Here is a 20703-nt window from a genome sequence, read left to right as displayed (position 1 = left end):
AGAGCTTTCTTAAACGATTCAAATTCAGGATAAAACCCCATGGCAACAGACAATTTCGTGGCAGAAAATCTTAATCAGGATGTCATTGATGCGGCAGCCCAATCCAGAGCATGGCCTTTCGAAGAAGCGCGCAAGATTGTCAAACGTTACGAAAAAAAGGGTTACCCTGATACGGTGATGTTCGAGACGGGTTACGGGCCGTCCGGTTTGCCGCATATCGGCACTTTTGGTGAAGTTGCGCGCACGACAATGGTGCGTCATGCTTTTCATGTGTTGACGGAAAACAAAGTCAAAACCAAATTGTTATGTTTTTCCGACGATATGGACGGATTGCGCAAAGTGCCAGAAAATGTCCCTAATCGTGCATTGATGGAAACCTATCTTGGAAAACCCTTAACGCGGGTACCCGACCCGTTTACGAAAGATTATCCCTCTTTCGGCGCTGCCAATAATGCGCGGCTTCGTGCTTTTCTTGACCGTTTCGGCTTCAACTATGAATTTGCCAGCGCGACCGATTATTATACTTCGGGACGTTTCGATGAAACGCTCCTTAAAATGCTTGCCAATTACGATAAGATCATGGCTGTCATTGTTCCCACATTGGGTGAAGAACGGCGCGCGACCTATTCGCCATTCTTGCCGATTTCTCCTGTCTCGGGAAAAGTTTTGCAAGTTGCAATGATTGCGCATGATGCCAAAAAGGGCACTGTTACCTATATCGAACCGGAAACCGGTGAAAAAATTGAAACCGAAGTCACCGGTGGCAAGGTCAAATGCCAATGGAAAGCCGATTGGGCTATGCGCTGGACAGCGCTGGGCATTGACTATGAAATGGCAGGCAAAGATTTGATTGATTCTGTGGCTCTGTCTTCAAAAATTTGTCGTATCCTTGGTGGAACACCGCCGGAAGGATTCAATTACGAGCTGTTTCTGGATGACAAAGGACAAAAGATTTCAAAATCGAAAGGCAATGGCCTGACAATTGACGAGTGGCTCACCTATGCGCCCACGTCAAGCCTTGGCCTTTACATGTATCAGAAACCGAAAACTGCCAAGCGGCTTTATTTCGATGTGATACCGAAGGCTGTTGACGAATATTACAGTTTTCTTTCAGCCTATCCGAAGCAAAGCTGGAAAGACCGGCTCAACAATCCGGTCTGGCATATGCATAATGGCAATCCGCCGAAAGTGGATTTGCCGGTGCCTTTTGCCATGTTGCTCAACCTCGTAAGTGCATCCAATGCCGAGAATGCCGACGTGTTGTGGGGCTTTATTTCGCGCTATGCGAAGGGTGCTACACCGGAAAACCAGCCCGAACTTGACAGCCTCGTCGGTTTTGCAATCCGCTATTTCAATGATTTCGTCAAACCGACCAAAAAATTCCGTGCACCGGATGCTGTCGAGCGTAAAACTTTGGAAAAAATCGACCAAACGCTTGCAAACTTGCCGGCAGATGCCGATGCCCACACAATTCAAAATGCACTTCTCGACATTGGCCGTGTGACAGAGCGCTATCAGGACCACAACAAAAAAAGCCCTGATGGGGGCCCCGGTGTTTCTGTTTCATTTTTCCAAATGCTTTATGAAATCCTGATCGGTCAGGAACGGGGACCGCGTTTTGGCTCCTTCATTGCCCTTTATGGCATTAATGAAACGCGGGGCTTGATTGCCGACGCGCTCGCCGGGAAACTTGTCAACGAATAGAAGAGGTCGAAACCCATCTTTAAGAAGGGGCTTTGCCCCCCTTTCACGATGATTTTGAAACAATCCGGTACAATTCTGCAAGACAGGTTTTGAGCTTGTCGCCAATTTATTGAAAATTTTTAGATAAAGGACACAAATTCCTCACTCTTTTTTAAAAAAAGAGGTAAAAGAAGCGCAATTTTATTCTCGACCGGCCGGTTAAAAACAAACAGGTCGCGCGGGTAACGAAGCAACAGGAGTGAGTTATGAACGAGGCACAAGAGGTCGCGCGGCGCCGCACATTTGCTATTATCGCGCACCCTGATGCCGGTAAGACAACCTTGACCGAAAAATTGTTGCTGTTCGGCGGTGCTATCCAGCTTGCAGGTGAAGTCAAGGCCAAGAAAGACCGTATCCAGACCCGTTCCGACTGGATGAAAATCGAACGTGAGCGCGGTATTTCGGTTGTCACCTCGGTTATGACGTTCGAATATGAAGATCATATATTCAATCTGCTCGATACGCCCGGACACGAAGACTTTGCCGATGATACCTACCGTACACTGACCGCTGTCGATAGCGCTGTCATGGTTCTTGACGGAGCGCGCGGCATCGAGCCCAGAACCTTAAAACTATTCGAAGTCTGCCGCATGCGCGACATTCCGATTGTGACATTTGTCAACAAGATGGATAGGGAAGCACTCGACCCATTAGAGATATTGGATGAGATAGAAGACAAGCTTGCGCTTGATACGGCCCCTGTTACATGGCCAATCGGATCGGGTAAAAATTTTGCCGGCAGTTTTGACCTTCATCACAATCTTGTACGCCAGAAAGACGAAGAAAAAACTCCGCGCCCTGTCAAAGGGCCTGAAGAAGCAGCTCTATTATTGCCGGAACATGACCGTGCCGCTTTTGTCGAAGGCGTTGTTCTTGCACGTGACGCATGTAAAAAATTTGATCTGAAATCGTTCCGCGAAGGCCAAATGACTCCGGTCTATTTCGGTTCGGCGTTGAAGAATTATGGCGTGCGCGATCTTATCGACGCTCTTGTTGCCTATGGGCCAAGTCCGCGTGCGCAGGTTGCAGATACGCGCATTGTCGAGGCGACAGAACCGAAAATGACCGGTTTTGTTTTCAAAATACAAGCCAATATGGATCCCAACCATCGCGATCGCATCGCGTTTTTACGTGTTTGTTCGGGAATTCTATCCCGCGGCATGAAAGCAAAACTCGTGCGCACCGGAAAACCCATGACATTGTCGACGCCGCAATTTTTCTTTGCCCGCTCCCGCCAGATTGCCGACGAAGCTTATGCCGGTGACGTTGTGGGAATTCCAAACCATGGAACATTACGTATTGGCGATACGCTGACAGAAGGCGAAGACATTCTTTTCAAAGGTGTTCCGAATTTTGCTCCGGAAATTTTGCGTCGTGTTCGTCTTGGCGACCCAATGAAGGCAAAGAAGCTTAAAGAAGCTTTGCAACAAATGGCCGAAGAAGGTGTTGTGCAACTCTTTATGCCTGACGATGGTTCGCCGTCAATTGTCGGTGTTATTGGTGCTTTGCAAATTGATGTGCTGACGGAACGGCTGAAAGTGGAATATTCTCTTCCTGTCGGTTTTGAACCGGCGCGCTTTACTGTATGCCGCTGGATTTCGGCCGATAACAAAGAAGATCTCGAGAATTTTGTTGCTACACACCGTGATGCTATCGCATCCGATCTCGACGGCGATCCGGTATTTCTCGCAGAAAACAATTTTTCGCTCAATTACGAAGCGGAGCGGTCACCGAAAATCAAATTCGCAACAATTAAAGACTACCAGATACGCAGCAAATAAATCTTTATAAATGCATAAATGCGAAGTTCTTTATAGCGTAAATGATTGCAGGTGATTTTATTTGATATCCGGTAAATTTTATTATTGAAATATAAATGGGGCAGCGTGATTTCTGTTCTCACACCATTCGGGGATTTCGCTTAACGCTTTATTGGACGGCGATCCCGCAAAACCCGAACAATGTCAATCGATTACAGTGATTGGCATTGTCTGCCTTATATTGATAAATCAGCGCCGATTGCAGTTTTTCATTGCTCTTATAAATTCTTCAAAATTGATATCCAGAAAGTCCAGAAGTGTCATTAGCCTCGAAACGGCAATGCGATCTGCTCCTTTTTCATATTTTTGAATCTGCTGCGGTGTGATACCCGCGACGGCTGCCAATTCTGTTTGAGTTACGCCGTTTTTTTTACGAAATTGGCGTAACAACCCGCCTATTTTCTGGTCACTTTGGGTTTCATTAAATTTCAATGTTCGAATATTTTCTGAGGAAATGTTACCGCCATTTTCCATATGATTCACCATCAACTCATCCCAATAAAAATTTTCTTTCAATTTCCTGTTTCGGGCAATCACGCGCAAGTTCTATAAAAAGCATTGCCGAAACGATATCTTTTTGGAAAAGCTCCCCCGAACGATCAACTCCTGATATTGATCACCATTTTCTATGTCCCATTGGGCCAAGCCCGCTTTTTACCCGCGCAACGCTGTTGGTCGTGGCAGACTGAACCGGACTTAGCCAATACCACATATTCTAAAATTGAGAAATAATATATTCATTTTAAAATTATATAAATCAAATATGTTTGATCCGATCATTTAATCTGCACTATTCGAAATAAAGAAAAACCGGACAAATTATCCCGATATTGATGAGCTAAGAAAGAAGGGAATGTTAAAACATCTTTCATCCCATCCGGTGCTGTGAGAATGAACAACATCAAAACGGATCCGGCCAAAACCGTTTTCTACCGGTCCCGATATCAAGCGTTTCCGGTTCCGGCACTAATCGTTTTTGACTTGTTTTATTGTCAATCCCGATAATTTTTGATGGAAAGCAAGCTCGACTTTGCTTGATAAAAATGAATAAACTACAGGCAATTGCGCGTCGAATAACGCGTCTTTTTGAAGATATAAAAAACGGCACCAACTGAATTGGATGCCGTTTTCAATAAAATAAATTTTACAGAGTTATTTTACGCCGTCCTTGATCCAGTCTGACAAGCGGCTTTTCGGAGCAGCGCCGACCATATTGGAGACAATTTCCCCATTATTGAACAACAGTAATGTGGGGATTGAACGGACACCGAACTGTGTTGCAAGCTCGGGATTTTCATCAATATTGATTTTGGCGACCTTGACCTTACCCTGTAATTCGGTAGCAATTTCTTCAAGCGAGGGCGCTATCATCTTACACGGACCGCACCATTCAGCCCAGAAGTCTACAACAACAGGTTCTGCCGACTTTAGCACGTCATTTTCAAAATTGCTTGTATCGACTTTTACAGTGCTCATTGATCTTTCCTTTGTGATTCCAATTTGCCTAAATTTGGCGTGCTTGGCGGGTTCCGTCAAGAGCAAGCTTTTTCACCCTTTATTGTTCCGGTGAATTAGTTTTTTCTTTATTGATCAGGAAATCGAGTTTTTTGCCGTCCAGTTCAAAAACTTTTGGCCCATCACTATAGATCAATAACGTTCTGACGGTCTTATCCGGATGAATGCTCATCAATAGCGTCCGGTAAAGTGCCATTTGCAACATGTAGCTGTCTGGAATTTGCTGTTCACGCTTGGGAGCACGGCCGGTTTTAAAATCTCCCAGAACAATTATGTTATCACCATCATTGAGACGGTCTATTTGTCCGGAAACGACATATTTTTTACCCCTTATTGTGACAGTTCCCATCAAAGTCACTTCGGCACGCGCTTCTTTGGCAAATAAGGGGCGCAGTGCTTCGTCATCCATGACCTTGAAGGTCTGTTGAAAAGCATCCTCTCTTTGTTCTTCGCTCCATTCAGGTGCGGCTTTTTCAAGATAGGCACGGGCAAGACTTTGCCTGTCCTCCTCCCGAATTTGCGGCAAATATTGCAAAAGCCGGTGAATGATCGTCCCCCGTTCGATAGCAAATGACGAATTTGCCGGTTTTTCTCCCAGAACCGGAGAAATGGTGACGATATTTTTTGTTGCCGGTGCGTTCTCGTCAATATCGAGTGAAGCACCTGAAGGGGTAAGGGGCTTAGGTAAATCTGTTTCCGGCTCCATACGTTTATGGAAATAGGAAGGAAGCGGAAAAGCCGGAACGTCTGCTTCATCTTCCGCAGTTTTTGTTTCAACACTTGCGCGGTTGTCATCCACGCAATAACGCCATGCCTTGATGTCGGGTGAAGGGCCGGAACTTTCTTCAGAAACCGGCTTCAATGCCTCGCCGACAAGTTCACTCCACGTGCCACCAACAACATTCTTTCCTCGATAACCACAAACAATGAGGCGATCTTCTGCCCGTGTCATTCCAACGTAAAGTAGCCGCCTATATTCTTCCTCTGCTTTTAATTTTAACGTATTAATATAATTGTCACCGAATGATGTTTTGAACTCCTTAGCGGGCTGCCACAAAAAGCTTTTCTTGCCATGATTATCAATTTCGATGAATTTCGGCTCATGTTGCGAATTCCAGATACGCGAACCGGAATCGACCAGAAAGACAACGGCACTTTCCAGCCCTTTTGCCGCATGAACAGTCATAATACGGACTTCTTCACGATTCTGGTCGAGTTCACGTTTGATTTCCGGATCGGAAAGCTTGATTGTTTCCAGAAACGCCTGCAAACCGGGTAAGCCGGTTTTCTGGATGGATAAAGTATAATCCATGAACGCATCAAGGACGTCGCTAGCTTCCGAACCCAATCGGGCGAGGATTTTTGCCCGTCCCTGATCCTCGCTCAATATATGACTATAAAATTCATAGACAGGGGTTTTATCGGCAAGGTTTCTATATTTTTTGAGTAAAGCCAGAACAGTTGCAAATTCCGGCTTCTCTTCACTATGGGCTTCAAGGCTATTAAACAGGCTTCCTTCGCGGTTTATAGCAATCTTATAAAGATCATCTTCATCAAGTCCGAAGAGAGGGCTTTTCAAAACAGATGCAAGAGAAAGGTCATCCTGCGGTTGCAGGACAAATCGCGCAAGCGCCGTTAAATCACGCACGGCAATATGGCTTGCAAGACGCAAGCGGTCGGCACCGGCAACCGGAACATTGCGGTTTTTCAATGCGCGCGCTAAAGCCGGAACAAACTGGTCACGTTTTCTCACCAGCACCATAATATCACTGGCTTTAACTTCTCTTCCCTGACCAGAAAGCATTTCATGATGATAAAGCCAATGGCTGATCGTCGTTGCTATTTCTTCGGCAAGGCGAACAGCCGGTGCATGAAGCTGGTCGACAGGTTTGCGCCAATCTTCCGGCTCTTCCACATCGGTCGGCGCAATATTGTCCCAGATTACAACTTCACCGGGGTCATTGCGGCGAACCGGCTCATGCACGGTTTTGATATTTTCGGCTGAAAGACCTTTATAATTTTCAGGTTTTTCAAATACCCGATCAACACTTTTTAAAACATCGGCTGTCGAACGGAAGGAATAATTCAAACGTATGTGGCCGAAAGATTTGCCGACGGCTTCGGCTTTTTTTTCGATAATGCGGCCATTCGTTGCAAAATCTTCCGGTACAGCGCCTTGGAAGGAATAGATCGACTGTTTTTCATCACCAACGGCAAAAACAGTGCGGTTGACCTCTCTTTGTCCTTCCCCGACAAAAAATTCCTGTGCAAGAAGCTGGATTATCTGCCACTGGGAAGGGCTAGTATCCTGTGCTTCGTCAACCAGAATATGGTCAATGCCCCTATCCAGTTTATATTGCACCCATTGGCCCGCACCATCGCGTTTTAACAGATTAAGCGCCCGCTCGATCAAATCATCAAAATCAAGCAAACCTTCTGCCTTCTTCAAACTTTCATAACGCGCCAAAAGCCGGTAACAGAGCTTGAAGGCAGCCAAATTGAGCGGTACCAGCCGTACACGTCGCAACTTGTCGAGATAGAGAACGAGCTTTTCCTGACGCTTTAACAAATCGTCTGCAAGCCAAGGCAAAGTTGCAAGAAGTTTTTTTGATGCCAGATTGCTTATTTTGCGCGGATTTCCACTGGTAAAATAGGCAAGTTCGATAAATTTTATGCTCTCGACATTATCCGCCTTTTCTACAAGCTCCAATTTTTCAACGAAATTTTGGCTGTAAGAGTGGCCGAGACTTTTGAATGCCTCAATAGTCTCTTCAGAATGAAGTGCTGTTTTACGGATTTCATCAGTGAGATTTTCTTCCGTATCATCCGGAGATATTTGTAATGCATTTTCCAGAATATGCTTGCCATCCGGGCCACTCACACGAGCAAGAAACGGCGTTAAAGCCTGACGTTTTGCAATGGCCTCGGATAACAGAGTGTCAAGTCCGCTTTCGCCCACGGTTTTTAAAACCAGCATCAAAGCGTTATGAAGAGAACTATTTTTTTGCAAATAAGCTTTCTCGAGCAGGTCACGACGCGCATTTTTTAAAAACTCGTCACGCTTGAGATCGTCCATCATCTCGAAATGGCCGGCAATATTGGCTTCCAAAGGAAATTGATGAAGAAGACCTTCACAAAAAGCATGGATCGTCTGGATTTTTAACCCGCCCGGTGTTTCAAGAGCACGGGCAAAAAGTCTACGCGCTTCGTCAAGCCTTTTTGTATCGGGCTTTTTGCCCTCAAGGCCAATTAACACCTCCGTCAATTTGTCATCGTCAAGCTCTGTCCAACCCGAAAGAGTCTGGAAAATGCGCGTTTGCATGACAGCAGCGGCTGCTTTGGTATAAGTGAGGCACAAAATCCGCGCCGGTTCGGTGCCATTCAATAAAAGTCTGATAACCCGAAACGTCAAAACATGGGTTTTACCGGAGCCGGCATTGGCAGACACCCACGCACTGCTTTGCGGATTTGAAGCGGCCGTCTGATTTTTAATGGCATCCTCAGGAATTTCGCGTTTGGTCATTCGTCACCTGTCGTATCAGAACCGGCTGACCATTCAAGAACCCGCGCCAAATGGTCATAATCGCCTTCATAAGTGGTCAAAGGCGGCATTGCTCGCGACAAATAGCCATGGGCAGGATTTTGATAATATTCAACAAGTTCACCCAATCTTGCCCATGCTTCTTCGGAAAGTTCGATTGCAGTTTTTTTGGCAGTGAGAGAAATACGCTCTTCTTTTACTTCTCCGTGGGCATTCAAACGGATATAGGCAAGTTCTGTCGGTTTGATATTTTTAAGCGGCACAAAAGCATTGCGCGACAAAAGCGCTGCTTCCAACGCCAATTGCGGTGCCATGAGTGTTGCAGCCTGCTTGACGGAAGGAGTCGAACCGGTTTTGAAATCAAGAATTTCGGCAAAATGTCCATTCATCACATCAATGCGGTCGGCACGTCCTGAAAGGGTTGCTCCTTCCGGCACAATATGAACCGGACGGGCCGAAATTTCGACATATCTTTCGCGTGGAGAAAGTCCTTTTTCCCACTCGATGATTGATGGCGCAAGAATTTCAAAACGCGGCCACCATATAGCTTCAACATCAAGGGGAAGCTGCATACGGTCAAATTCGGCACGCGCAATTTCAAGAAATTTTTGCAGTGCATCCGGTTTTTCCGGATCAATTTTCAGCAGTGAAAAGCCCGCAACAATTGCATGATAAAGCGTGCCACGTTCGGCAACCGACGGATCGTGGATAAGGTCATCAAGTGGCTTCAGACGCAAAACTTTTTTGGCATAAATTGCATAAGGGTCGCGGCGTAATGTCTCGATTTCGGTAACAGAAAAATGTTTCGGACGTTGTTTCAATGGCGGTGTGGGGCATGGGCGCGCAATAAAATCGACATTTTTGCGACGATCGAGTTCACGCGCCCAGTGGACAAAAACTCCACCATGAGCGCACATGTCGTCACTCGCTTTGGCGCCCACAACTGTTTCCAGCCTTTGTAACCAGCGCGACGGCACAGAAGGGGCATTATCCACTCTCAATGCCCTGCTCATAATGACTTTATCCATGCCCATAGCCATCTGGAAATCATGGGCAGCCAAACCGATCCGTCGTTCCGGAGGGTCAAGTGTCAATTTCATCTTCATCGGCCGCGACATGAACGGGTCATTGCGTGCTGTTGCCGGCCACGAGCCTTCATTCAAGCCACCAATGACCATTGTATCAACCGTTTGCAAACGTGATTCCAGTGCACCCCAGATAAAAAGACGGGGATGTCCACCGGCAGAGGGGCTCACCGAGCGCGCTGCCATCAAAGCTTCAAGAATGGCCGGCCATTCGGAAATATCGAACGTAAGGCCGGATTGATCGGCAACAAGATCACGCAGTAACGATATAATGGCTTTTCCCGCTTCTCCTGCATAAAGCTCGTGAAAGGAGCCCTGCTCGTTAGCCCCGAAATTTTCCAGAACTTCAGTCGTAGCACGGGCAACTTCGTTCGCCGACTGCGGTTCGCTTTTTGCCATCAATGCCACCAATGGCTGAACAGCGCTTACAAGTGAAGAAGCAAGTTTTCTTGCTTCCTCGATCATATCGGTATCAATATCGCTCGTTTCGTTTTCATCTGTTGTGAGCGCGAGAAGACGTTCTTCAACAAACTGCTCACACGTTGCAATATTGATTCTTCCGGTTCCCCCTCTTAATGCAAAGAGCTCGAAACGTTCGGCAATTTTTCGTAAAGCTCCGCGTTCATATCCAAGCGATGTCAAAGGGTGTTTCAAAAGCGACAGAAAAGCCACCGGATCACCAGGTTGAAACAAAGTTTGCAAAATAAGCCGCAATAAAGTTGCCGGTAACACTTCGCTTAAAGGAACACCGCCGGAATCATTGGCCTCGATGCCGAAACGTTTGAGTTCGGCAACAACACGTCGGGCAAGATTTCTGTCCCCCGTCACAAGTGCGGCCGTTTTCTTTTTGTCTTCAATTGCTTGCCTTAGCGCAACTGCGATAGCCAAAGCCTCTTCACGCTCATTGGCGGCCTCGATCAAAGAGACATCGGCAAAAATTTCATCAAAACCATCACGTTTCAATTGTGACCATGTGTCGGTGGTCACGGCCGGTCGCAATGCTTCGGACAAAATTGCAGCGCGTTTTTTCTTGTTTTCCGAAGGCGCTCCGATCTCGTCAACGACATTTCTTGTCAGTTTCATGCGGTCGAACAATTTTTTGAAGCTATATTGCGGATGGCCGAAAATGGAGGGGTCATCATGCGTTTCATCAAGTGCTGCCCATTGGGCGTCATCCATGGCAAGGTCAAGACCGGGCAGGACAACCGCACCATTTTCCAATCCGCTAACTACTTTCAGCAAATCGGCAATGGCCGGAATCGAGCCATTGGAACCGGCCACAATAACGGGATCACGCGGTTTGTTACGCAAAAGTCTTTCAGTTTCCGCCCGAATAGCCTGATTGCGCCATTCTGCCGGATTTATTTTTTGCCGTTCGGCAAGAATATCAGGCCAGGTTTTTGTTACAATTTCAAGAAAATCAAGTGTCACCTGCCACCATTCGGCGACCATATCGGGGGCAATATCTTTAAGCTTTGCCCAGTCGGCGGACTCTGTCTCGACCTCGTCCATCAAACGGGCGAGATCTTCGGCAAGCCAGATCGCATCGGCTGTATTGGCCGGTATGATAATATCTTCACTACCGAAGAGCGAGCGCACATGGGCAGGCAAATTTTCCCGCCACGGACGAATGAGACGCGCCAACAACAAAAGCCGCTCGACATCGCCAATCTTCGGATTGAGCGACAAAGCTGCCGCTCCATTATCAAGGAAAAAAGCGGTGTCTTCATCAACATCACCCAAAGGGCGAATTGTCGGCAAGAAACTTGAATGTGTCGTACTCATCTCCACAAAGCAGGAGCGTAGCGCACGCGCGGCACGACGAGTGGGAACATAGATAAGGGTATCTGCCAAAGCTTTCTGGATATTGCCATCTTTGCCGAAATCTTTAATCAGGCGTCCTGAAAGAAGTGCATCAACAAAAGTCGGCAAAAACGGCGCACCGCTCGAAATCGAAAACAGCTTGGGCTTGTCTTTCACACTATTTCCCCCCTTTGGCGCATCAGCTCCTCAACCTTGCTAATCATGGCAATTGTCCCGACAGTATACCAGTTGCCATCCAAAGGAAAACCGTAAAGACGACCACGGGCTATCGCCTCGTCAAAATAGAGATTGAGCGATTGCGGTTCGATTTTTGCAAATGCGAATATTTTCGGATTTACAATAAGTGCACCACCATAAATAACCGCTTCCGGTGCATTTGCAGGTGCACGAACAAGTTTTTGACCTTCACCAATCAGGAAATCACCTTTTTCCGGACCCGCTGCCTGCACGCGTTTAACCGTCATAAGCAACATATCCATTCTATCGGGGTCAAAACGATTTGCCATTGCTTCAAGCGTTGGCGTGCCATGGTCGACCCAAAATGTATCGGCGTTAAGAACAAAAAACGGATTTTCTCCCAAAAGCGGCAAAGCTTTCACCACGCCTCCGGCAGAATCGAGAAGTTCCGTACGCTCGTCCGAAATGGTTACATGCGGTTTTTTACGGCTTTCAACATGACTTTCGATGGAATCGGCAAGATAATGGACATTGACCACCGCTTCCTCGACACCGGCTTTTTCAAGGGCGTCAAGAGCGCGGTTCAAAAGACTTCGACCGGCAATTTTTACCAGTGGTTTCGGTGTTTTGAAAGTCAATGGCCGCATGCGGGTGCCAAGCCCCGCAGCAAGCACCATGGCATGTGTTATTTTCATTTTTTCACTCTTCAACCAGTTTCGAGACAATATAGAATTGACGCAATGATGAAAGAGCCGGATGTTCAAGGTTGCGCTTCAGATAATCGCGGCAATGCGGCAAATGTTTCAAATAAGCGGGCTTGCCATCACGCTTGTCAAGACGAACAAAAATACCGAGAATTTTGGAAACGCGTTGCGCACCAGCAATAGCATAGACCAGTTTGAACTCTTCTTCATCAAAGATACGCGCGCCCTTTTTGCGTTCATCGCAATAAGCCTTGATAATACGCTCCTCAAGCGGGCGGTTAATAGCAACACGCGCATCCTGGGCGAGTGACACAACATCATAGGCTGTTGGGCCAATTTGCCCGTCCTGAAAATCAATGAGACCTATTTTTTTCAAGCCCTGCTCATTCTCCCGCCAGATAATATTTGGCGAATGATAATCGCGCATAACAAAACTTCGTTCTGCCTGTTCAAAAATTTCAAAAAATGGCTCCCATTGCCGATAGAATTCTTCCTTTAGGGAATGACTTATCTCTGTTCCGGTAGAGTAAGGGAAATACCAGTCAAGAAGAAGGGAAACTTCAGCCTGCAAGACCCCCCGATCATAAGCCGGTATATCAAGTGTCAGATCATCGAATTTTTGATGTTCGGGCCACTCTTTCTGGTGAAATGAAGAAAGCAATTTTCCCGATTCGATATAGCGGTTTTCAATCGGCTTCCTCTCTTCATCAAGCACGCCGTCCCGCCCAAGATCGTCGGTAATGAGCAAACCGTTTTTTAAATCTTGCGCTAAAATTTTTGGCGCTACGAAACCATTTTTCAAAATTAGCCGGTCAATACCGACAAATTGGCTGACCGATGTCGCAAGATGGGCAATTTTCCCATAAGACTGGCCATTTTGTTCGGGCATTTCCATTGCCGGCGCATTCATCAAAATCTCATGACCATCCTTGCCATAAATAATCTCGTAGGAACGCGCCGAAGCATCACCGGTGAAATAACGGCGTTTGAAATTGCCACGGTGATTGGATTTTAAAAATTCTCTTATTTCAAGTGAACGCTTGAGACGGTCTGCAGCACGGCCTTCCGCTTCAATCGTTATTTTTCGACCATTTCCTTGATGCTCAAGAAAAATGGCAAAATCTGCCTTTCCCAATTCTCCTTCGGCTTTTTCCGGCCATTCGACAAGAACAACTCCATCCCCTCGCGCCTCTTCAAAGCCAAGCTCATCAATTTCTTCCGGTTCATTGATGCGATAAAGATCGGCATGGGTGAGGCTAAATTTTGGCAAATCATAGACTTGAACAAGTGTGAAGGTTGGACTTGGAACATCCATTCCGTCATCATCTGCTAATGTGCGAACAATAGAACGGGAAAGCGATGTTTTTCCTGTTCCAAGGTCCCCTTCAAGTGTAACGAGATCACCCTTTTCAAGGGCTAGCGCAAAATCCTCGCCGAAGCGTTCGGTTGCTTTTTCATCTTCAAGAAATAAACTGAAAATCATTCTGTTTCCTCTGATTGAAGCAACGTTACTGGTGAAGGGCGTTCAGCCGGAAATCGGCAAAAAACGGTTGTTCCTTTTGCATTCCCCGTTTCTATTGTGACGCTGCCGCCATGAAGCTCGACAAAGCTTTTGACAATCGAAAGACCAAGCCCTGCTCCGGCACGTGAACCATGATGGGCATGAGATGAAAACCGATTGAAAACAGTATCAAGAATTTCTTCCGGAATCCCCGCTCCGTCATCATGGACAGAAAAGACAATGTCGTTTCCGTCCTTTTTGGCAGAAAAGGTAATGACACTATTGTCGGGAGCAAAATTGGCGGCATTGCTCAATACATTGACAAAAATCTGCCGTAGCCTAGCCTGATCTGCCGGAATCGTCGTGAGGCCGTCTTCAATTTTTTCTTCAATTTTTACCGGACGGGTACCGAGACGCTCTTTCGTGCGTTCTGTTGCAAAAGCCATTGAAGCGGCAATATCGACATCTTTAATATCAAGTTCCATAATGCCCGCATCAAGTTTGGCAAGGTCAAGAATATCATTGACGATATCAAGAAGTGCACCCGATTCAGAGGCGATGTGCTTGAGATATTCCTGCTGGCGGGAATTGACAGTGCCGAAAAGTCCGCTCTGCAAAATATCGGAAAAGCCGATAATATTGGTAAGGGGAGTACGCAATTCATAAGACACATGGCGAACAAATTCGCTGCGCAATGCGTCGGCACTGCGCAATGCATCGTTCTTTTCTTGCAATGCACGGGTGATATTGACTGTATCCGTCACATTGACAAAGGTCATCATGGTCTGTGCATTTGGCAGAGGCACCAAGGCATAATCAAGAATAACACCATTTGTTAAATCCATACGCCCCGAAATGGCATCCCGATTTTCGCTAAACCCGGTTATAAATGCTCCGAATGTATCCCATGCGTTGCTCGTTGTTTTTTGCGCGCATTCAGCCTGAAGTTTTGAAATATGCGTTCCTTCAACTGTGAGCTCGGTGGGTAAAGACCATAATTTGGCTAGCGCCGGATTGGTAAGACGCACACGCCCGTCCGGACCAAACAAGGCAACACCTTCCGAGAGATGATCCAGCGTTTCACCTTGCATTTCAATGAGGCTGTTATAACGCCGTTCGAGATCAATTTTTTCAGTGAGATTTTCAAAAAGCCATGTCACGCCACCCTGCGGGTGCGGGCTTGCAAGTACCCTGAGCGTGCGACCATCCGGCAAATTCCAGATTTGCTGGCTCGGTTCACCCGAACGATAGGCAGAAAAAAGTTCTTCCTTCCACCCCCTCCAGTCCGGTTTTTCAGCAATGATGCCTTCTTCCCGCAAACGATCAAGAAGCAGGGTATGACTGGGTTCACTCTCAAGAAAAACCGTATCCAACGGCCAGAGCGTTGCAAAAGCCTGATTGGCAAATTTCAGTTTTTGATCGGGACCAAAAATGGCTACTGCTGTTGAAATCTGGTCAAGTGTTTCGGAGTGTCCGCGCGCCATGCGCTTCATCTCTTCCGACATTTCTTCCATGGCGCTGATATCATGAGCAAATGTTGCAACACCGTCTTCGGAAGTCACTTGTGTGACTTCAAGGAGCCTCCGATCGCCTTCAACAATGGCATAGGCCGGTCCTTTGAAAAGCGGTTTACTTTCCAGAAGTTTCTGTCGCGTCGTTTCATTGAACAATGAAACATCCTGTGCTTTCTCGGGGTCATAACCGCTGGCTTTCCGAAACGCACGATTTGCATAAATAATTCTATTATCTTTATTGATAAGCCATACAGGCTCATCAAGTGCCTCGAGAAGAACATTGCGCATTGCAAGCATCGTCTTTGTGAAAGCTGCTTCCTTCTCGATCTGTGCAAGCTGTTCCTGTCGGTCGGAAAGATCCTGAAAACGCAAAACTGCAGCAGTTCCGGCAATAAGACCGGATGCTTCAACCAATGTTTTTTGTTTCGTCTTAAGATAAAGGGTAAACGTTTGTGCATCCTGTCGCAAATGGGTCAACGCATCGTCAAGAACGCGCAATTCATTCTCATCAAGCCATTGTCCAAACCTTAATATGTCCTGAGAATTTATGCCCGCTTTATCAAGTGCAACCATGTGGCCGATTATTTCGGGGAGAGCAACCGGCGTTTTCCAGATAACCGCACATTGCCCGCTATGTGTCAGCAAAAGTTCGTAATTATCAATTTTTTGCAAATAGTCGATTTGATTGTTGTTCTCTTCAATCAGCTTCTTTGACGAAAAACGATTGAAAATGCCCAGACAAACAATAAATGCCGCAACAATAACGCCACCAAAAACAACTATTTGAAGGCTTGAGCTGTCAAAATCGGAAAGCGCGTGAAGACCGGCAGCGTGACTTGTAATAGACGTTACAGGAAAACAGAATAAAGCAACCAGGCCCGAGAAAATCCCCGACAATAATTTGCTTTTATATCCACCTTTTGCCTGCAAAGTTGATTTCTCGATTATATCTAGCCGAATCAGTTTTAACCATACATGTCTATGCTTTTCAGGTGAAGTATCTTCAAAAAAACAAAGGCCGGGCATTTTTACCCGACCTTTAATAATAAATATAGTTTGGTTTCTTTCAGCGATACCGGTTTTAGTAGCGATAACGATCAGGCTTGAACGGGCCATCAACCGACACACCGATATAGGCAGCCTGCTCTTCCGACAGTTTCGTGAGCTTGACGCCAAGACGATCAAGATGCAGACGAGCAACTTTTTCATCAAGATGTTTCGGCAGAACATAGACCTGATTTTTATAATTCTCGCCACGTGTGAACAATTCGATCTGGGCCAATGTCTGGTTGGTGAAAGAGGCCGACATAACGAAAGAAGGATGCCCTGTTGCATTGCCAAGATTAAGCAAACGCCCTTCTGAAAGAAGGATAATGCGTTTTCCGTCCGGAAATGTAATCATGTCGACTTGCGGCTTGATATTTGTCCATTTCAAGTTTTTCAGCGAAGCAACCTGAATCTCGTTATCAAAATGCCCGATATTGCCGATAATGCACATATCCTTGACGGCCCGCATATGTTCAAGACGAACAATGTCACGGTTTCCCGTTGCAGTGATGATAATGTCGGCGGTCGGAGCGGCATCCTCGAGTGTTACAACCTCATAGCCATCCATAGCTGCCTGCAAGGCGCAAATCGGGTCAACTTCGGTAACCTTGACACGAGCACCGGCACCAGAAAGCGACGCAGCACAACCTTTACCAACATCGCCATAGCCGCAAACAATAGCAACTTTACCAGCCATCATCACGTCGGTACCGCGGCGGATACCGTCAACCAGCGATTCTTTACAGCCATAACGGTTGTCGAATTTGGATTTTGTCACGCTGTCATTGACGTTGATTGCCGGGAACGGAAGCAACCCTTGTTCCTGTAAATGATAGAGACGATGAACACCTGTTGTTGTCTCTTCAGTCACACCTTTGATGGCATCACGTTGACGGGTGAAGAAGCCGGGTGTTTCTTTCATGCGTTTTTTGATTTGAGCAAAAAAGATTGCCTCTTCTTCGGATTCCGGCTTTGAAAGAACATCTTCTCCATCTTCGGCGCGGGCACCGGTCAGGATATAAGCTGTTGCATCACCGCCATCATCAAGAATCATATTGGAAGGCTTGCCATCCGGCCATTGGAAAATAGCATCAGTATAGCTCCAATATTGTTCAAGTGTTTCGCCCTTGACGGCAAAAACGGGTGTACCACCTGCGGCAATTGCTGCGGCAGCATGGTCCTGCGTTGAAAAAATATTACATGAAGCCCAGCGCAAATCTGCACCGATCATTTTTAACGTTTCGATAAGAACGGCTGTCTGGATTGTCATGTGCAGTGAACCGGAAATGCGGGCGCCACGCAACGGTTGAGAGGAGCCGAATTCCTCACGGCAGGCCATCAGACCCGGCATTTCAGTTTCGGCAATATCGAGTTCTCTGCGACCATAGTCGGCAAGGCCGATATCCTTGATAATATATTCTTTGGCAGCCATTATGCACTCCTTGAAGATTTTAGCTTTCGGTGATTTAACAGATGTCGAACAATGGCGCAACAGGGATATAAAGAGATCTTTATGCCAATTATGATTTTGACAGGTGACTAAAAAATAGACATAAGACGTAAAAATTGCTCTTATATCTTTGTTATATAGATGCGCATTCATGCGTTTTATGATAAACTTTGTTGCAATAGATATAGGAATTTGTGACTTGATTTTTTCTCGAACTCTTTGTGGATATATTTAGTGAAACACCTAAATAGCATTTTACTTGTTTTCAAAAAACTATTCAAATGAGGCTATTGGCATGAAGGGGATTATTCTTGCTGGAGGGAGCGGAACGAGACTCTATCCGGCAACTTTGGGAATTTCAAAGCAACTTTTGCCAATTTATGATAAGCCGATGATCTATTATCCGCTTGGTGTTCTTATGCTGGCAGGAATCCGTGATATCCTTATTATATCGACGCCGCGTGATCTCCCGTTGTTTCATCATTTATTGGGCGATGGCAGCGCTTACGGAATTAATTTTTCCTATGCCGAACAAGCCCATCCGAATGGCCTTGCCGAAGCCTTTAAAATTGGCAAAGAATTCATAGGTGATGACCATGTGTCACTTGTGCTTGGCGATAATATTTTTTTCGGTCACGGCCTTGTGAACCAGCTTGAAAAAGCGAAATCATTCAAAAACGGCGCAACGGTATTTGCCTATCGTGTCGATGATCCCGAGCGATATGGCGTTGTAAGTTTTGATAAGCAAACAGGTATGGCAGAATCACTTGTTGAAAAGCCGGAAAAACCACTCTCCAATTGGGCTGTTACCGGACTTTATTTTTATGACAATGATGTCGTTTCATTTGCGCGAGATTTAAAACCTTCTGCTCGTGGAGAACTCGAGATAACCGATATCAATAGCTTATATCTTACTGAAAAGCGTTTACAGGTTGTCCGACTTGGACGCGGATACGCATGGCTTGATACGGGTACTCATGATAGCCTTCATGATGCATCGTCTTACGTTAGAGCAATTGAAAAACGACAAGGCATCAAGGTAATGTGCCCCGAAGAAATCGCTTATAATGCCGGTTATCTAACAACTGATCAGCTTTTAAAACGGGCTGATCAACTAGGCAAAACCGGCTATGCAGAATATTTGAAACGTCTCGTTACGGAGATCGGTAATGATTGAAGTCAATAAAACGCCTATTCCCGATGTTTTTATAATTCAGCCTAAAAAATTCGGAGATAATCGCGGCTTTTTTTCTGAAACTTATAATGCCAAAGATTTTTCGGCTCATGGTATCAAGGATATTTTTGTTCAAGATAATCAGTCTTATTCTGCCAAAGCTGGTACTTTGAGGGGATTGCATTACCAACTTACCCCGCACGCACAAACAAAACTCGTTCGTGTAACACGAGGACGTGTATTTGACGTTGCCGTTGATATAAGACGCGGTTCACCAACTTTTCTCAAATGGACGAGTGTTGAACTTTCACCTGATAAATGGAACGAGTTCTATATTCCAGCGGGGTTTGCTCATGGTTTTCTAACTCTTGAGGACAATTGTGAATTTGTCTACAAAGTCACAGACTATTATGCTCCCGAATGCGATCGCTCTATACGTTTTGACGATCCTGACATAGCGATCAAATGGCCGATCGACCTTACCCATGTCGAGCTTTCAGAAAAAGACAAAAATGCACCATTTTTAAAAGATGCCGAGCTCTTCGATTTCGCGGAGATGACAAAGTGAAAGTTCTTGTGACTGGCGGTGCAGGCTTTATCGGGTCGGCATTGTGCCGACATCTTGTTAATAAAGGATATGATGTTTTTAATGTTGATAAGCTGACCTATGCAGGAAATCTTCAGTCTTTAAAAACATTGGTTGGTAAACAAAATTACCATTTCTATCAATTGGATATCTGTGACAGTGATGCTGTTTTTGAAATTTTGGAAAACGAACAAATCGATGCCATTATGCATCTTGCCGCCGAAAGTCATGTAGATCGATCGATTCTCGGGCCATCAGCGTTCATTGAGACAAATATTGTAGGCACTTTTCGCTTATTGGAAGCAGCGCGCCGTTATTTTGAAAAATTGGATCCTGCCCGACAAGCAACGTTTCGCTTTCACCATATTTCTACCGATGAAGTTTTCGGAGATCTGCCATTTGATAGTGGTATTTTTACCGAACAAACACCGTATAACCCGTCTTCTCCTTATTCTGCCTCGAAAGCCTCATCGGATCATCTGGTGCGTGCTTGGCATCATACCTATGGGTTGCCAACTGTTATTTCCAATTGTTCAAATAATTATGGTCCATACCATTTTCCCGAGAAACTTATTCCGCTTGTTATTCTCTCCGCGCTTGATGAAAAGCCACTGCCTATTTATGGTGAAGGAAAGAATATTCGCGATTGGCTTTATGTCGAAGACCACGCACGGGCTTTGGAAACAATTGTCTGCCATGGCAAAATAGGCGAGAGCTATAATGTTGGCGGACATAACGAACGAACCAATCTTCAGGTTGTCGAATCTATCTGTGACATTCTTGATGGACTAAAGCCCCGTGCAAATGGAAAATCCTATCGGGAACTCATTACATTTGTTAAAGACCGGGCCGGACACGACAGGCGTTATGCGATTGATCCAACAAAAATCATGACAGAACTTCATTGGAAACCGCAGGAAACTTTCGATACAGGTTTGAAGAAAACCGTCCAGTGGTATCTTGACAATAAATGGTGGTGGCAGCCGCTAAAAGAACGCGCAAAAATCGCTTGAAAAGGGAAC

The 20703-nt window shown here is 45.9% G+C and carries 13 protein-coding genes; 5 read left to right on the top strand and 8 right to left on the bottom strand.

The window, feature by feature from the left end:
- Nucleotides 1–39 precede the first annotated feature (39 nt).
- Nucleotides 40–1704 (top strand): lysine--tRNA ligase, encoded by a 1665-nt coding sequence (locus H3V14_RS02035; RefSeq protein ID WP_198226220.1) that lies wholly within the window; start codon nt 40–42, stop codon nt 1702–1704.
- Between the two features lie 245 nt (nt 1705–1949).
- Complete coding sequence (locus tag H3V14_RS02030; protein ID WP_198226219.1) at nt 1950–3524, top strand: peptide chain release factor 3; 1575 nt, start codon at nt 1950–1952, stop codon at nt 3522–3524.
- A 228-nt stretch (nt 3525–3752) separates the two neighbouring features.
- Here H3V14_RS02030 and H3V14_RS02025 read toward each other — a convergent pair whose 3' ends face one another.
- The 8 genes from H3V14_RS02025 to ahcY form a co-directional block, all read right to left on the bottom strand.
- The gene (locus tag H3V14_RS02025) at nt 3753–4079 is read right to left on the bottom strand and encodes a helix-turn-helix domain-containing protein (RefSeq protein WP_198226218.1); all 327 of its coding nucleotides are present in this window, start codon (nt 4077–4079) and stop codon (nt 3753–3755) included.
- Nucleotides 4080–4715: 636 nt separating this feature from the next.
- Nucleotides 4716–5039 (bottom strand): thioredoxin, encoded by a 324-nt coding sequence (trxA, locus tag H3V14_RS02020; RefSeq protein ID WP_075869615.1) that lies wholly within the window; start codon nt 5037–5039, stop codon nt 4716–4718.
- A 79-nt stretch (nt 5040–5118) separates the two neighbouring features.
- Nucleotides 5119–8601: a double-strand break repair helicase AddA gene (addA, locus tag H3V14_RS02015; RefSeq protein ID WP_198226217.1), complete on the bottom strand. Its 3483-nt coding sequence runs from the start codon at nt 8599–8601 to the stop codon at nt 5119–5121.
- Complete coding sequence (gene addB / locus H3V14_RS02010; RefSeq protein WP_198226216.1) at nt 8598–11684, bottom strand: double-strand break repair protein AddB; 3087 nt, start codon at nt 11682–11684, stop codon at nt 8598–8600. The genes addA and addB overlap by 4 nt, the downstream gene beginning before the upstream one ends.
- Entirely contained in the window at nt 11681–12400 is a 720-nt protein-coding gene (locus H3V14_RS02005) for a nucleotidyltransferase family protein (RefSeq protein WP_198226215.1), read from the bottom strand. The genes addB and H3V14_RS02005 overlap by 4 nt, the downstream gene beginning before the upstream one ends.
- Nucleotides 12401–12404: 4 nt before the next feature.
- Nucleotides 12405–13892 carry a tRNA (adenosine(37)-N6)-threonylcarbamoyltransferase complex ATPase subunit type 1 TsaE gene (gene tsaE / locus H3V14_RS02000; RefSeq protein ID WP_198226214.1) on the bottom strand — a complete coding sequence of 496 codons (1488 nt, stop codon included), beginning with the start codon at nt 13890–13892 and terminating at the stop codon, nt 12405–12407.
- Nucleotides 13889–16540, bottom strand: a complete 2652-nt coding sequence (locus tag H3V14_RS01995; RefSeq protein ID WP_246784928.1) for an ATP-binding protein — start codon at nt 16538–16540, stop codon at nt 13889–13891. The genes tsaE and H3V14_RS01995 overlap by 4 nt, the downstream gene beginning before the upstream one ends.
- Nucleotides 16506–17903 (bottom strand): adenosylhomocysteinase, encoded by a 1398-nt coding sequence (gene ahcY / locus H3V14_RS01990; protein ID WP_210326520.1) that lies wholly within the window; start codon nt 17901–17903, stop codon nt 16506–16508. Before ahcY ends, H3V14_RS01995 begins: the two co-directional genes overlap by 35 nt.
- A gap of 313 nt (nt 17904–18216) precedes the next feature.
- Here ahcY and rfbA point away from each other — a divergent pair, with 313 nt between their 5' ends.
- Genes rfbA through rfbB form a run of 3 tightly spaced genes read left to right on the top strand, consistent with a single transcriptional unit; the run spans nt 18217 to nt 20694 of the window.
- Entirely contained in the window at nt 18217–19098 is an 882-nt protein-coding gene (gene rfbA, locus H3V14_RS01985) for a glucose-1-phosphate thymidylyltransferase RfbA (protein WP_198226213.1), read from the top strand.
- Entirely contained in the window at nt 19091–19663 is a 573-nt protein-coding gene (gene rfbC, locus H3V14_RS01980) for a dTDP-4-dehydrorhamnose 3,5-epimerase (RefSeq protein WP_198226212.1), read from the top strand. Before rfbA ends, rfbC begins: the two co-directional genes overlap by 8 nt.
- Complete coding sequence (gene rfbB, locus H3V14_RS01975; protein ID WP_198226211.1) at nt 19660–20694, top strand: dTDP-glucose 4,6-dehydratase; 1035 nt, start codon at nt 19660–19662, stop codon at nt 20692–20694. Before rfbC ends, rfbB begins: the two co-directional genes overlap by 4 nt.
- Nucleotides 20695–20703 lie beyond the last annotated feature (9 nt).

Origin of the sequence: Bartonella sp. W8151 (assembly GCF_016100385.1) — a bacterium.
Lineage (GTDB): Bacteria > Pseudomonadota > Alphaproteobacteria > Rhizobiales > Rhizobiaceae > Bartonella > Bartonella apis.
Note: the sequence above shows the minus strand (reverse complement) of the source record. Positions and strands in the feature narration are given on the sequence as shown.

What these genes read in the sequence shown, in the direction of transcription:
- rfbC (WP_198226212.1), top strand. Translation starts at nt 19,091, where the DNA reads ATGATTGAAGTCAATAAAACGCCTATTCCCGATGTTTTTATAATTCAG.
- H3V14_RS02005 (WP_198226215.1), bottom strand. Translation starts at nt 12,400, where the DNA reads ATGAAAATAACACATGCCATGGTGCTTGCTGCGGGGCTTGGCACCCGC.
- H3V14_RS02035 (WP_198226220.1), top strand. Translation starts at nt 40, where the DNA reads ATGGCAACAGACAATTTCGTGGCAGAAAATCTTAATCAGGATGTCATT.
- H3V14_RS02030 (WP_198226219.1), top strand. Translation starts at nt 1,950, where the DNA reads ATGAACGAGGCACAAGAGGTCGCGCGGCGCCGCACATTTGCTATTATC.
- trxA (WP_075869615.1), bottom strand. Translation starts at nt 5,039, where the DNA reads ATGAGCACTGTAAAAGTCGATACAAGCAATTTTGAAAATGACGTGCTA.
- ahcY (WP_210326520.1), bottom strand. Translation starts at nt 17,903, where the DNA reads ATGGCTGCCAAAGAATATATTATCAAGGATATCGGCCTTGCCGACTAT.
- H3V14_RS01995 (WP_246784928.1), bottom strand. Translation starts at nt 16,540, where the DNA reads ATGGCCCGTTCAAGCCTGATCGTTATCGCTACTAAAACCGGTATCGCT.
- tsaE (WP_198226214.1), bottom strand. Translation starts at nt 13,892, where the DNA reads ATGATTTTCAGTTTATTTCTTGAAGATGAAAAAGCAACCGAACGCTTC.
- addA (WP_198226217.1), bottom strand. Translation starts at nt 8,601, where the DNA reads ATGACCAAACGCGAAATTCCTGAGGATGCCATTAAAAATCAGACGGCC.
- rfbA (WP_198226213.1), top strand. Translation starts at nt 18,217, where the DNA reads ATGAAGGGGATTATTCTTGCTGGAGGGAGCGGAACGAGACTCTATCCG.